The sequence below is a fragment of the Paraburkholderia rhizosphaerae genome (assembly GCF_004366595.1).
Classification (GTDB): domain Bacteria; phylum Pseudomonadota; class Gammaproteobacteria; order Burkholderiales; family Burkholderiaceae; genus Paraburkholderia; species Paraburkholderia rhizosphaerae.
Window position 1 is genome coordinate 299189 of record NZ_SORE01000006.1, and the last position, 14077, is coordinate 313265.

Here is a 14077-nt window from a genome sequence, read left to right on the forward strand (position 1 = left end):
TTTCATTCGACGCTTAATAGCGCTTCGAGGACGACCAGCAAGTAGGGAGTGTCACAGCATGAGCGACACCGAGCGCCGAGCGGTACTCGAGGTCAGTGGCTTTTCATTGAAGTTTTCGCGCTCGGCCGCGATGCCGAATCTCGTCGATAACGTGTCGTTCGCGGTCCGCGGCGGTGAGACGCTGTGCATCGTCGGCGAATCGGGCTGCGGCAAAAGCGTCACGTCGCTAGCGCTGATGGGGCTGCTCGCCAGCCCGCCCGCGCAGCGCGTGTCGGGCACCGCGGTGTTCGACGGCAAGGACCTCTTTACGCTGACCGAGCGCGAGCTCGCCGATATTCGCGGCAACCGGCTTTCGATGATCTTCCAGGAGCCGATGACGTCGCTGAACCCCGCGTTCACGGTCGGCGAGCAGATCGCCGAAAGCATCCGGCGGCATCGTGGCGTCGATCGCGCCGAGGCGCGCGCGCAAGCGCTCGAGATGCTGCGCCTGGTGCGTATTCCCGCGCCGGAAACGCGCCTCGACGCGTATCCGCATCAACTGTCCGGCGGCATGCGCCAGCGCGTAATGATCGCGATGGCGCTCGCGAACCGGCCGCGTCTGCTGATCGCCGACGAACCGACTACCGCGCTCGACGTGACGATTCAGGCGCAGGTGCTCGCGCTGATCCGTAACCTGCAGGCCGAGACCGGCACCGCGATGGTGTTGATCACGCACGACCTCGGTGTCGTCGCGGAAGTCGCGGATCACGTTGCGGTGATGTACGCAGGTCGCATTGTCGAATACGGCACGGTCGCCGATCTGTTCGACGATCCGCAGCATCCGTACACGATCGGGTTGATGGGCGCGATTCCGTCGACCGGCAAGCGCGAAGGCACGCTCGCGACGATTCGCGGCTCGGTGCCGTCTCCTGAACAGATGCCTGACGGCTGTCGCTTTGCGCCGCGCTGTCCGTTTGCCGAACAGCGCTGTATCGACGCCGCGCCGCCGGATCAGCCGATTGCGGGCGTGCATCGCGTCGCGTGCTGGCTCGCGCCGGTCGAGCAGTCCGCCTACGGCGCCGCACAGGCTCTCGCCGCGCCTCGCAGGGAAGTCGCATGAACAGCAAGCCGAACACGCTAAACGCGCAAAACGCGACGAACGTAGCTCGCGCGGACGCGCCGCTTGCGCCGATCCTCGAAGCGCGCGCGCTGACGAAGCACTTCGGCGGCGAGCGTCATCTGTTTACTCGCACGCCCGTGGTCTATGCGGTCAACGATGTGTCGTTTGCGGTCGAGGCCGGCGAAACCTTCGCGATCGTCGGCGAATCGGGCTGCGGCAAGTCGACGCTCGGCCGCTTGCTGCTGCGCCTGATCGACTCGACGCAAGGCCGCGTGCTGTACCAGGGGCGCGACATCACGCATCTGCAGGGCGCGCCGATGCGGCGGCTGCGGCGCGAAATGCAGCTGATTTTCCAGGACCCGTTCGCGTCGCTGAACCCGGGCATGACGGTCGGGCAGATTGTCGGTGAGCCGATCGCGCTGCACGGGCTCGCGCGCAACGGCGCCGAACGTCGCGAGCGGGTCGCGCAATTGCTGCGGACGGTCGGCTTGCAGCCGGCCTACGCCGATCGTTATCCGCACGAGTTTTCCGGCGGTCAGCGGCAGCGGATCGGCATTGCGCGCGCGCTGGCGGGGGAACCCAAACTGATTGTCGGCGACGAGCCGGTGTCGGCGCTCGATGTATCCGTGCAGGCGCAAGTGATCAACCTGCTCGAAACGCTGAAGCAGGATCTCGGCCTCACGCTGATCATGGTCGCGCACGATCTCGCGGTGATCCGCCATATGAGCGATCGCGTCGCGGTGATGTACCTCGGCGAGATCGTCGAACTGGCCGACGTCGATGCGCTATTCGACACACCGCTGCATCCGTATACGCAGGCGCTGCTTGGCGCGATTCCGGTCAGCAGCCCGCACGAGCGCCGCACGCGAGTCGCGTTGACCGGCGACCTGCCGAGTCCGACCGCGCCGCCGCCCGGTTGCCGCTTTCATCCGCGTTGCCCGCATGCGAAGCCGCTGTGCTCGCAGGAGCGTCCGCCGAGCGAAACGCTCGCGGACGGACGGCGCGTCGCGTGTCACTTCTGGCGCGAGATCCAGAACGCGGGCGGCGGTGCGCCGCTCGCCACGAGTGTCAGCACGAAGCTGACCGAGCGGCTCGCGATCTATCGCGAACGCCAGATTGCGCAAGCCGCGCAGTCCCAGCAGGCCACGCAGGCTGCCGGCCTTGCCGGGTGACGCAGCCGAACACCACCACACCGCTTTATTGAACCGGGAAGAAAGGAAAGACCGCATGCGAACAATGTTGATTGCCGCGGCGCTCGCCCTGAGCGCGTCCACCGCGATGGCGCAGACCAGCCAGATCCGGATCGGCTTGCAGGACGACATCGGCACGCTCGATCCCGCACGCAGCGTGCAGTTCGTCGACCGCGTCGTGTTTGCGTCGCTGTGCAACTCGCTCGTCGACATCACGCCGGATCTGAAATTCGTGCCGGTGCTCGCGACCTCGTGGAGCACGAGCGCGGATGGCAAGACGCTGACCTTCAAGCTGCGCAAGGGCGTCAAGTTTCAGGATGACGAGCCGTTCAACGCGGCCGCCGTCAAGGCCAACCTCGATCGCTACATGACGCAGCAGAACAGCAACCGCAAGAGCGAGCTGGCCTCGGTCGACCATGTGACGGTTGTCGACGACGATACGGTCGCGATTTCGCTGAAGCAGCCCGACGCGTCGCTGCTGGCTTCGCTGTCCGACCGTGCGGGCATGATGCTCGCGCCGAAGACGCTGTCGGACCCGGCGGGCATCGCGGCGCACCCGGTTTGCTCCGGCCCGTACAAATTTGTCGAGCGCGTGCAGAACGATCGCGTCGTGCTAGAGAAATTCCCCGGCTACTGGGATTCGGCGAAGTACCCGATCCAGCGCATCGTCTACCTGCCGATTCCGGACAGCACGGTGCGTCTCGCGAACCTGCGCTCGGGCTCGCTCGACATGGTCGAGCGCATCGCACCGTCCGACGTGGCGGGCGTGAAGCGGGATGCGAACCTGCAATTCGTGTCGATCGGCGGCCTCGGCTATGCGAACGTCACGTTCAACATCGGCAATGGTCCGCGCAGCAACTCGGTGCTGCGCGACAAGCGGGTGCGCGAAGCGTTCGACCTGTCGATCGACCGCGATGCGATCAATCAGGTGATCGGCGGCGGCATTTTTACGCCGGCCAACCAGGGTCTGGCGAGCTCGAGCCCGTACTTCGATGCGGCGTTGCCGCCGATTCATCGCGACGTGGCGAAGGCGAAAGCGCTGCTGAAGGCAGCGGGCCACGAGAAGGTCGACATCGAGTTCACCTATCCGAACAACACGGTGGCGAGCCAGATCGTGCAGATGATGCAGGCGATGGTCGGCGAGACCGGCTTTAACCTGAAGCTGCGGCCGACCGACTACGCGGCCGAGTTGAACGCCGCGCATTCGGGTGACTTCCAGGCGATGTTCAACAGCTGGTCGGGCCGGGTCGATCCGGACGGCAATCTGCACCAGTTCAACACGTGCAACGGCAACCTGAACTACGGGCATTACTGCAATCCGCAGGTCGACAAGCTGCTCGACGCTGCGCGCGTCGGCGCGACGGTCGAGCAGCGCAAGGCCGACTACGCGGCGGCGCTCAAGCTGCTGGCCGATGAAGACCCGATCTCGTATGTCTACATCCAGCCGTGGCCGTACGCGCTGTCGAAGAAAGTGCAGGGTTTCAAGGCCTATCCGGACGGTCTGATTCGCCTGTCCGGCGTGAGCGTCAAGGGTTGAAGCATGCTTAGGATCATCGCCAATCGCTTGCTGGTCGCGGTGCCGACACTGATTCTCGTGTCGATGCTGATTTTCGGCCTGCAGAAGCTATTGCCCGGCGACCCGGTTTTGGCGATGGCCGGTGAAGACCAGGACCCACAGCTGATCGCCGCGCTGCGCGTCAAGTATCACCTCGACCAGCCGGTGCCGACGCAGTACATGCTATGGGTCAAGGACGTGCTGCACGGCAATCTCGGTTCGTCGCTGCGCACCGATGTGCCGGTCACGTCGCTGATCGCGCAGAAGCTGCCGGTGACGATCCAGCTTGCGGTAATGGGGATGATCTTCGCGATCGGCATCGGCATTCCGGCGGGCGTGATCTCTGCCGCGAGCCGCGGCGGCCCGCTCGATTACGGAGCGAACATCTTCGCGCTATCGGGCATGTCGATCCCGAACTTCTGGCTCGGCATCATGCTGATCTTTCTGGTGTCGGTGCACTGGCAGTTGCTGCCGTCATCCGGATATGTGTCACCCAGCGAGGACTTCTGGCTCAGCATCAAAACCATGCTGATGCCCGCGTTCGTGCTCGGTGCCGCGCTTGGGGCGCAACTGATGCGGCATACGCGCAGCGCGATGTTGAGCGTGCTGCGCACCGATTACATCCGCACTGCACGCGCGAAAGGCCTGTTGCGCGCGACCGTGGTCGTCAAGCACGGCTTTCGCAATGCGCTGATTCCGATCGTCACCGTGCTCGCGCTACTGTTCGGCGAACTGCTCGCGGGCGCGGTGCTCACCGAACAGGTGTTCACGATTCCGGGCTTCGGCAAGCTGATCGTCGACGCGGTGTTCAATCGCGACTATGCGGTTGTGCAAGGCGTCGTACTGGTCACCGCGCTGTCGTTTATCGTCGTCAATCTGTGCGCCGACGTGCTGTATATCGTGCTTAATCCCCGAATGAGGCGCAGCTGATGGCCACTCCCGCCGCTCCTGTCCGTCCATCGTCGTCCGCTGCCGGTGCTGGCGCGGCGACCACGCTGCCGCGCCGCAAACGTCGCGGACTCGCGAAGTTCATGCGCAATCGCGCGGCCGTGTTCGGCGCCGCGCTCGTGCTGTTGACCGTGTTCATGGCGCTGTTCGCGCCCTGGCTCACGCATTACGACCCGGTGCAGGCGAGCTTTCTGACCGTGCGTCAGCCGCCGTCGGCCGCGCATTGGTTCGGTACCGACGAACTCGGCCGCGATGTGTTCGCGCGTCTGCTGTATGGCGCGCGCGCGTCGTTGATGGCGGGTGTCGTGTCGGTCGCGATCGCGGTTGTGATCGGATTGCCGCTTGGCCTGCTGGCGGGCTATTTCGGCAAGCTGATCGACGGCGTGATTTCGCGCATCGCGGATGCGCTGCTGTCCATTCCGTTCCTGATTCTCGCGATTGCGCTGGCCGCGTTCCTCGGCCCAAGCCTGACGAATGCGATGGCCGCGATCGGCATTTCGGCGATGCCGCGCTTCGTGCGCCTGACGCGCGGCCAGGCGCTCGCGGTGAAGGCCGAGGAGTATGTCGAAGGCGCGCGGGCAATCGGTCTCGGTCATACGCGAATCATCGTGCGCTACATCCTGCCGAATGTGCTGCCGCCGATCATCGTGCAGGCGAGCCTGACGATCGCGACGGCGATCATCGCCGAGGCAAGTCTGTCGTTTCTCGGGCTCGGGCAGTTGCCGCCGTCGCCATCGTGGGGATCGATGCTGAACACCGCGAAAGACTTCGTGAGCCAGGCGCCGTGGCTGTCCGTGTTCCCCGGCGTCGCGATTTTCCTGGCTGTGCTAGGTTTTAACCTGCTCGGCGACGGCTTGCGCGACGCGCTCGATCCGCGTGAATCGTAGTTGTTTTGCGCCGTTGGTCTCTTTCATTACTTTCATCCGCTTGAGTTTTTCATGACACGTTTCAACTGGCAAAACCCTTATCCGACGCAGCGCCTGCCGGTGTTCGCGCGCAATATCGTTTCGACGTCGCATCCGCTGGCCGCGCAAGCCGGTCTGCGGATGTTGTGGAAAGGCGGCAATGCGGTCGATGCGGCGATCGCCGCCGCCGCGGTGCTGACGGCAGTGGAGCCCGTGTCGTGCGGACTGGGCGGCGACGCTTTCGCGATCGTCTGGGACGGCAACAAGCTGCACGGCCTCAATGCGTCGGGCACCGCGCCCGCTGCATGGAGTGTCGATTACTTCAAACGCAAGTACGGTGAAGAGAACGGTCTCGCTATCCAGCCGAAGCGCGGCTGGGACGCGGTGACCGTGCCCGGCGTGATCGCCGGCTGGGAAGCGCTGCACAAGAAGTTCGGCAAGCTGTCGTTTGCCGATCTGATGGAACCGGCCATTGAGATCTGCGAACGCGGCCACGCGGTGGCGAGCGTCGTCGCGCACAAGTGGGCGGCCGCGGTGCCGGAACTGAAAGACCAGCCGGGCTTCGCGCAGACTTTCATGCCGCACGGCCGCGCGCCTGAGGTGAGCGAACTGATTCGCTACCCGGGTCACGCGAAGACGCTGCGGCTGCTCGCTGAACAAGGTCCGCGCGCGTATTACGAAGGTGAAATCGCCGAGCGTATCGCCGCGTTTGCGCGCGAGCATGGCGGTGCGATGACGGCGGCCGATCTGCGCGACTATCGCGCGGACTGGGTCGAGCCGATCTCGAAGCAGTATCGCGGCTACAAGGTGCACGAAATTCCGCCGAACGGGCAGGGCATCGCGGCGCTGATCGCGCTTGGCATTCTCGAGCAGTTCGACGTCGCATCGCTGAAGGTTGACAACGTCGAATCGCAGCATTTGCAGATCGAAGCGATGAAGCTCGCGTTCGCCGACATCTATCGTTACGTGGCCGACCCGCGCTCGATGGAAGTGACGCCCGAACAGATGCTCGACGACGCGTACCTGAAGTCGCGCGCGAAGCTGATCGATCCGAAGCGCGCGACGCACTTCGATTTCGGCATGCCGAAGGCGGGCGGCACGATCTATATGTCCGCGGCCGATGAGAGCGGCATGATGGTCAGCTTTATCCAGTCGAACTATATGGGCTTCGGCTCGGGCGTCGTCGTGCCGGAGTACGGCGTGTCGATGCAGAACCGCGGCTTTGGTTTCTCGACGAATCCGCAGTCACCGAACGTTGTCGAAGGCGGCAAGCGGCCGTTCCATACGATCATTCCGGCATTCCTCACGCAGCAGGTGAACGGCCGCGATGAGGCGGTGATGAGCTTCGGCGTGATGGGTGGCGATATGCAGCCGCAAGGCCATCTGCAGTCGATCGTGCGGATGCTCGACTACGGTCAGCAGCCGCAGGCCGCATGCGATGCGCCGCGCTGGAAGGTCAACCGCGACTTCACGATCGACGTCGAGTCGAATCTGGACGCGGACTGCGTGCGCGGACTCGAACAGCGCGGGCACCAGATCAAGTCGTTCGATGATCCGTATATGGACTTCGGCTCGGGCCAGTACATCTGGAGGCTCGATCGCAATGAGCCGGAGCGCGGTTATGTCGCGGCAAGCGACAGCCGGCGCGACGGGCTGGCCGCAGGGTTTTAAACGGCGCGCGGCTGCAAGCCGCGCGTTTTATCGTCACCTTCATCGCCACCTCCGCTGGCAAGCTCCGCTGATGCGCCCGCGGAGCTTTCTTTTCCGACCTTTCCCGTCGACTTTCCTCCTGCCACCCGCCCGACACCGATCGTCCGGCGCCTTCCTGTTGCAGCGCGATACATCTGGTCGCAGGTCGTTTGCCTGCCGTATAGCGGGCATGCCCGCTGCTGCGCACAACTTTCCTTATAGCGCTTGTAGTTAGCGAACCTGGATGCATTCAATTCGCATCTCCGCTAGACTTTTTTTGACAGTTTCATTAACAAAAAATTACCGGAGCCATCATGCGGTGGATTGTTCTGGCGTGGTTCGTATTTAGCGCGATCTATGTATTCAATCGCGGTACGCAGCGGTTCAAGTTCTGGCGTCAGCTGTCTGACCATTCGACGTTTCTCGCGCCGATCAATATCTGGTGCTATCTGCTGTCGCCGATCAAGCCCGGACCGTATATCGAGTCGTCGTGGTTTCCCGAACTCGAGCCGCTTCGTGCGAACTGGCAGACCATTCGCGACGAGGCGCTCGCGGTCGACGCATCGCAGAAGATCGCCGCGGCGGCCAATTACTCCGATATCGGCTTCAATTCGTTTTTCAAAACGGGCTGGCGGCGTTTCTATCTGAAGTGGTACGACGCGCCGCATCCGTCCGCCCAATCACTGTGTCCGTACACGACAAAGCTGTTGCAAGGCATTCCGTCGGTGAAGGCCGCGATGTTCGCGCAACTGCCGCCGGGCGCGAGCCTCGTGCGCCATCGCGATCCGTACGCGGGGTCGGTGCGCTATCACCTCGGGCTTGTCACGCCGGCGGACCCGAAGTGCTATATCGACGTCGACGGACAGCAGTACTACTGGCGCGACGGCGAGCAGGTGATTTTCGACGAGACCTACATTCACTATGCGAAGAACGATACGAACGTGTCGCGCATCGTGCTGTTCTGCGATATCGAGCGGCCGATGCGCTTCCGCTGGGCGGCTGCGGTCAATCGCCTGGTGTCGAACACGCTGATGCGCGCGGCGGCGTCGCCGAACGAGGCAGGCGACCGCACCGGGGTGCTGAACCGGATGTTCAAGTATGTCTATGCGATTCGCCGGGCCGGCAAGAAGATCAAGGCGTGGCATCGTCCGACCTATTACGTCGTCAAATGGACGCTGTTTGGGTCGATTATCGCGAGCGTGTTCTATCTGATCTGAACCTGCATGGCATCGGCTTCAGTCTTGCGTAGTCGCCGCGTTGCCTATGCGCCGACGGCTTGCAGTGATCCGATTTGTCGAAAGGCGTAAGAATGAGCTTGTCTGGCCGCCTCGCAGTGCTATCACTCTAAAGGTTCTCGCGCGGTCTGGCCGCCGCATCCTCGCATTGCATCCGGCGCGGTTTGCTACTTTTCCTCCTCGCTTTTCGCCCGGTTGCATAGCCGCACGGGACGTCCGAAGTCTTCCTTAGAACCGGTCGACGCACGCACCGACGCGCGGCGCGTCGCCTTATTCCGGAGAGTGAAATGGCGAAAATTCTCGTGCTTTATTACTCGATGTACGGACACATTGAACAGATGGCAGATGCCGTCGCGGAAGGGGCGCGTTCAGCAGGCGCGTCGACATCCGTCGATATCAAACGGGTGCCCGAAACGATTCCGCAAGATATGGCCGCGAAGATTGGCGTGAAGCTCGACCAGAAGGCGCCGGTCGCGACGCAGGACGATCTGCCCAACTACGACGCGATCATCTTCGGCACCCCGACGCGTTTCGGCAATATGGCGGGCCAGATGCGCCAGTTCCTCGATATGACCGGCGCGCTCTGGATGAAGGGCTCGCTGGTCGGCAAGATCGGCAGCGTGTTCGCGTCGACCGCCACGCAACACGGCGGGCAGGAGACCACGATCACGTCGTTTCATTCGACGCTGCTGCATCACGGCATGGTGATTATCGGCGTGCCGTATGCGTGCGCGGGGCTCGTCAATATGGATGAAGTCAGCGGCGGCACACCGTATGGCGCGACCACGCTTGCCGGGTCGGACGGCAGCCGCCAGCCGACGAAAAATGAACTCGATATCGCTCGCTATCAGGGCAAGCATGTGGCTGAAATTGCCGCGCGTATGTTCGGTTAGCGGCGGTGTGATGGCGGCTTGCAGCGCGCCTGCGGGCGCGCACGCGTTGTGCGCGGCTCTGCACGCATCAAGTGTTATATTATAACATTCGTGGATCGGGTATCCGGCTTTGCCTTTTTCAATAAACCCCTTGCATGAGAGATCCATGAACAAGCTTCCCGTCACCGTGTTGTCCGGCTTTCTTGGCGCCGGCAAGACCACGCTGCTCAACCACGTTCTGAACAATCGCGATGGCAAACGCGTGGCCGTCATTGTCAACGACATGTCGGAAGTCAATATCGATGCGCAGCTCGTACGCGATGGCAGTCAGCTGTCGCATGTCGACGAGAAGCTGGTCGAGATGAGCAACGGCTGCATCTGCTGCACGTTGCGGGAAGACCTGCTGGTCGAAATCCAGCGCCTCGCAAAAGAGCGGCGCTTCGATTATCTGCTGATCGAATCGACCGGCATTTCAGAACCGTTGCCGGTGGCCGAGACCTTTACGTTTCGCGATGAAGAAGGCCGCAGTCTGTCCGACATCGCGCGGCTCGATACGATGGTCACGGTCGTCGATGCATACAACTTCGCGCGCGACTATGGCTCGCATGATTTTCTCGCCGACCGCGGCGAAACGATGGGCGATGAGGATAAGCGCACGGTCGTCGATCTGCTGACCGAGCAGGTCGAGTTTTGCGACGTGATCGTGTTGAACAAGACCGATCTGATCGGCGCAGCGGATGTTGAGCGCATCAAAGGCGTGCTGCGTGCATTGAATGCGCGTGCGCGGATTATCGAAAGCCACTTTGGGCGCGTGCCGATCGAGCGCATTCTGAATACCGGACTGTTCGATTTCGAAGCGGCTGCGCAGGCGCCGGGCTGGCTCAAGGAGATGCGCGGCGAACATATCCCGGAGAGCGAGCAGTATGGGATCAGCAGCTTCGTCTATCGCGCGCGGCGGCCGTTTCATCCGCGGCGCTTTTTCGACTGGATTCAGCAGGAGTGGCCGGGCGTCGTGCGGTCGAAGGGGTATTTCTGGCTCGCGTCGCGCAACGATCTGGTCGGCGAGTGGTCGCAGGCGGGCGCCATCTCGCGTTATCAACGCGCGGGGACATGGTGGGCTGCGGTGCCGAAAGCGATGTGGCCGGAAAACCCGGACGCATTGGATGTGATCAGAAGCCGTTCGGTGGACCCATACGGCGACCGCCAGCAGGAGCTCGTGCTGATCGGCACGAATATGAACGAAGCCGCGTTAAAAGCCAGATTCGATGCGTGTCTGCTCGGTGATGATGAACTGATGCTCGGTGTCGATAGCTGGCTTGCATTCGACGATCCGTTTCCGTCGTGGACGCGTCAGTGACAGTGTTGTGCGCGATGGATGCGAGGAGCCACGATTAACCGCGACTCGCTCGCGTCAAACACGCGGTTGGTTGCTCGTACAACCAGGGAAGCGAACCATCGCGATACCGGCGAATGCGCTGCGGTTGCAGCGCATTCGCTTGAACTGGCGATTACTGCATATCCGATGCCAGGCTTATTCCTGTTTGTCTGAAGTACCTTCGCCGCTGCGGTCGCCAGCGCACAGACCCGCTTAGCGTCGCACGCGCAAAGTGATCGCACTGGAACCCGATACCGATTAATTCAAAATCGACTGTTGCTATTTCGTCAAAAACTATACAGCGACGGGTAATCCAGGCATAAAGTTAAAGTGCTTTATCAAGTCTTTTGTGCAGTGCGGGGGTGTGTAATGAAACGTCGAACAGCACGGCAAATGGTTCGGATGCTTTCCGATATCCGACATTCAACCAACTGCAGGGCCTTGCGTGCGGCCGCAGTGATCCGCGAGATGGAACTGGCGGAGCTTGAAGCAGAAGAGGAAGAGCGGGATAGTCCGGACACCTCACGGGAAGAGTTCCGCGACAAACCGAGCTGGAGAACGTCGTGAGAGCCGCGGGCGAGCAGTCGCTGCGGTGCCTCGTAGACAAGTGGTTGGCGCCGGTGCCGACAAGGCCGGTGCGGGTCACGGAGTTCAGCCGCACGCGTAGCGATGGCACACGTTATGTTCGCGTCGAAACGCTGTCAGCCGATGGGTTGCGTGCGCTCTTCTTCTTCAGGCATGACGACGGCTGCTGGTGTGTGTTTCCACCGACGGTCGACAAGCCAAGGCGCTTGCACGAGCGATTCGCCGCCGAAGCGGCATAGCGGGTTGCGTGTTCAGGACGCGCGCTCGCAACCGGGCGACACGGACTGTCTGCGGCTATTCCATATTGGCAGCAGCTGACAGACGATCAGCCCGATCAACATCAGGCCGCAGCCGAACATCGCGCGCGCGCTCAGCGTTTCGCCGAGTACGATCCAGCCGGCAAACGCGGCGAATACGCCTTCCATGCTGAAGATCACGGCTGCGTGCGCGGGTGCCGCATCCTTCTGAGCGACCACCTGAATCGTGTACCCGATGCCGACCGACAGCGCGCCGCCATACAGAATGGTCGGTGCGGCGCGCACGATATCGTCGACCCGGATGGGCTCAAACGCGAGCGCGATTGCGCTGCAGATCACGCCGCACGCGACAAATTGCGCCAACGCGAGCGCGAGCGGATCGTGCCGGCGCGCGAATCGGCCGACCAGCACGACTTGCACGGAGATCAGCAGCGCGCCGGCCAGTTGATACCAGTCGCCGTATAACATCGAGAAGTGCTCGTCGACGCTCAGAAAGTACATGCCGAGCGCGGCCAGCGCCGCGCCGAGCCAGGTGCCGAGCGCGGTCTGATGACGTAGCACGACGCCCATCAGCGGCACGATCACCACGTATAGCGAACTGATAAAGCCCGCGTTCGCGATCTTCGTGTATTGCAAACCGATCTGCTGCAACGAAATTGCGGCGGCGAGCACCAAGCCGAGCAATGCGCCGTCGCGTACTAATGCGAAGTGATCCGGCGCAGGTGAACGCGCGCGTAAAGCCTGCGCTCTTGCCGCCATCCGCGGCCGCATGCACGCGAGCAAAAGCAGCACGACACCGGCGCCGAGCAGAAAGCGCAAGCCCGTAAACAGAAACGGCCCGATTGCATCGAGGCTCAGGCGCTGCGCGACGAATGCGGAGCCCCAGATCATCGCGGCAACCAGCATCAGCAGATTGGCGCGCACGTGTTGTCGAGTCGTGGTTTTCAAGCGGAAGCGGTCTCGTATCGATGCAGCTGCATTCAGCAGAGCGAAGCGGGTAGCCGACATGATAACGGAGCGTGCGGGTCTGCCTGCCAAGGTCCGCAAACGTCGGCAAGCGCCCGCAAACGCGACCTGTCTCCCGGAAAATACAGTTCATCTGATCACAGATGACAAACAGCCTACGCTGCGTGATACTCCCCCGCGGAGTTTGGCCCGCGGGGCTTGCGTCTGCGACTTTCCCGCTGCGCCGCTCCGCTCATACTCATATCAACTCATGCTGTACCGGTTTGGGGATCACCTATGAAAAAAATCATCGCCTCGCTCGTTACTGCCGCTGTTGCCATGGTGTCCGTTCAGGCGTTCGCACAAGCATCCGATGCGGCTCCGGCTGCCGCCAGCGCCGCGAAGCCCAGGCACGCACACAAGCAGTTGAAGACGCATGGCAAGCGTGCCAATGTGTCGACGGCCGCTTCGGCAGCCGGCACGAATGACAAGGGCCAGCCGAACTAGGCATCGCATCGGGCGCGATGTCGGCCGCCCGAGTGAACGCCGGCATGTTGACGCTGGCGAATGGAACGAAAAAGTCGAACAAAAAGGCCGAAGCGTATGGAGCGCGCTTCGGCCTTTCCGTTTGTATCGATCGGCGAATGGCTGATTCAGGCCGGGTCGCCCGCCACGCTGTCCATCAACGCCCGCATTCGTCGCCAGTGCGAGCCTTCCCAGAAGACGCGCCGGCACACATCGCAGGTGACGAACTGCGTATGCCGCTCGAGCACGCCATCCGGCGCGCGGCCTGCCGCCTCGTCCTTCGAAATGCGCCGTAGCGGCGCGTTGCAGGTCAGGCACAACCGGAACGGATGAGCACTGCCGGCCAGATCCAGCCGGTCGAAGATTTCGCGCAGTTGCGCTTCGGGCTTCAGCGTGCGCACATAGCAGCCGTGCGTGATCGTGCGGCGCTTCAGCAATTCGCGGTCGCGGGTCAGTACGACGCGGGCTTCGTCAAGCGCGAGCGCCTCGATGCGCGCGTCCGCGTAGTGGTTGTCGTAAAGCGTATCGAAACCGGCGAGCCGCAGCAGTTGTGCAAGGCCACCCAGATGTGCATCGGCGATAAAGCGCATGACGCGTAGCGGCCGTTCCCGCACGCGCAGCAGCGGCTGGATATCGAGTGCTTCGAACTTCGGATAGACGGCAACGCGGTCACCGTCCTGCAACGGGTGATCGAAACCGACCGATTCGCCGTTCACCAGAATCAGCTCGACTTCGGTATGCGGCACACCGAGCGCTTCGATCATGTGCTTCGTGGTCGCATTGCGCGCGCAGGCGCAACTGAACGACTGCCGGCGCAGCGGCCGGGCCAGGAAATCGTTCAGCTCCTCGTAGAAGCGGAAAGTGGCGGTGACCATGCGTCAGTATCGCATTTGCGTG

General features: G+C 62.6%; 13 protein-coding genes. 11 read left to right on the top strand and 2 right to left on the bottom strand.

The window, feature by feature from the left end; genetic code table 11:
• Window positions 1-58 precede the first annotated feature (58 nt).
• From BX592_RS10700 to BX592_RS34365, 10 genes are all read left to right on the top strand, one after another.
• Window positions 59-1099: an ABC transporter ATP-binding protein gene (locus BX592_RS10700; protein WP_134191734.1), complete on the top strand. Its 1041-nt coding sequence runs from the start codon at window positions 59-61 to the stop codon at window positions 1097-1099.
• Window positions 1096-2271, top strand: a complete 1176-nt coding sequence (locus BX592_RS10705) for an ABC transporter ATP-binding protein (protein ID WP_134191735.1) — start codon at window positions 1096-1098, stop codon at window positions 2269-2271. The genes BX592_RS10700 and BX592_RS10705 overlap by 4 nt, the downstream gene beginning before the upstream one ends.
• 55 nt (window positions 2272-2326) lie before the next feature.
• Window positions 2327-3826, top strand: a complete 1500-nt coding sequence (locus BX592_RS10710) for an ABC transporter substrate-binding protein (RefSeq protein WP_134191736.1) — start codon at window positions 2327-2329, stop codon at window positions 3824-3826.
• Window positions 3827-3829: 3 nt separating this feature from the next.
• Window positions 3830-4774 (top strand): ABC transporter permease, encoded by a 945-nt coding sequence (locus BX592_RS10715; RefSeq protein WP_134191737.1) that lies wholly within the window; start codon window positions 3830-3832, stop codon window positions 4772-4774.
• Entirely contained in the window at window positions 4774-5679 is a 906-nt protein-coding gene (locus BX592_RS10720; protein WP_134191738.1) for an ABC transporter permease, read from the top strand. Before BX592_RS10715 ends, BX592_RS10720 begins: the two co-directional genes overlap by 1 nt.
• Window positions 5680-5730: 51 nt before the next feature.
• Entirely contained in the window at window positions 5731-7368 is a 1638-nt protein-coding gene (locus BX592_RS10725) for a gamma-glutamyltransferase family protein (protein ID WP_134191739.1), read from the top strand.
• Window positions 7369-7700: 332 nt separating this feature from the next.
• Window positions 7701-8603, top strand: coding sequence for an aspartyl/asparaginyl beta-hydroxylase domain-containing protein (locus BX592_RS10730; RefSeq protein WP_134191740.1), 903 nt, complete (start codon window positions 7701-7703; stop codon window positions 8601-8603).
• Window positions 8604-8908: 305 nt separating this feature from the next.
• On the top strand, window positions 8909-9514 hold the full coding sequence (gene wrbA / locus BX592_RS10735; protein WP_134191741.1) for an NAD(P)H:quinone oxidoreductase: 606 nt from the start codon (window positions 8909-8911) through the stop codon (window positions 9512-9514).
• Between the two features lie 145 nt (window positions 9515-9659).
• A complete protein-coding gene (gene zigA / locus BX592_RS10740; protein WP_134191742.1) occupies window positions 9660-10850 on the top strand; it encodes a zinc metallochaperone GTPase ZigA in 1191 nt (396 codons plus the stop codon).
• Between the two features lie 581 nt (window positions 10851-11431).
• Window positions 11432-11692, top strand: a complete 261-nt coding sequence (locus tag BX592_RS34365; RefSeq protein ID WP_134191743.1) for a hypothetical protein — start codon at window positions 11432-11434, stop codon at window positions 11690-11692.
• A 12-nt stretch (window positions 11693-11704) separates the two neighbouring features.
• Here BX592_RS34365 and BX592_RS10750 read toward each other — a convergent pair whose 3' ends face one another.
• Window positions 11705-12658, bottom strand: coding sequence for a DMT family transporter (locus BX592_RS10750; protein WP_134191744.1), 954 nt, complete (start codon window positions 12656-12658; stop codon window positions 11705-11707).
• A gap of 294 nt (window positions 12659-12952) precedes the next feature.
• Between BX592_RS10750 and BX592_RS10755 the strand changes: the two genes are divergently transcribed.
• Window positions 12953-13162: a hypothetical protein gene (locus BX592_RS10755; RefSeq protein ID WP_134191745.1), complete on the top strand. Its 210-nt coding sequence runs from the start codon at window positions 12953-12955 to the stop codon at window positions 13160-13162.
• 146 nt (window positions 13163-13308) lie between these two features.
• Here BX592_RS10755 and BX592_RS10760 read toward each other — a convergent pair whose 3' ends face one another.
• On the bottom strand, window positions 13309-14055 hold the full coding sequence (locus BX592_RS10760) for a Mut7-C RNAse domain-containing protein (protein WP_134191746.1): 747 nt from the start codon (window positions 14053-14055) through the stop codon (window positions 13309-13311).
• Window positions 14056-14077: the final 22 nt, after the last annotated feature.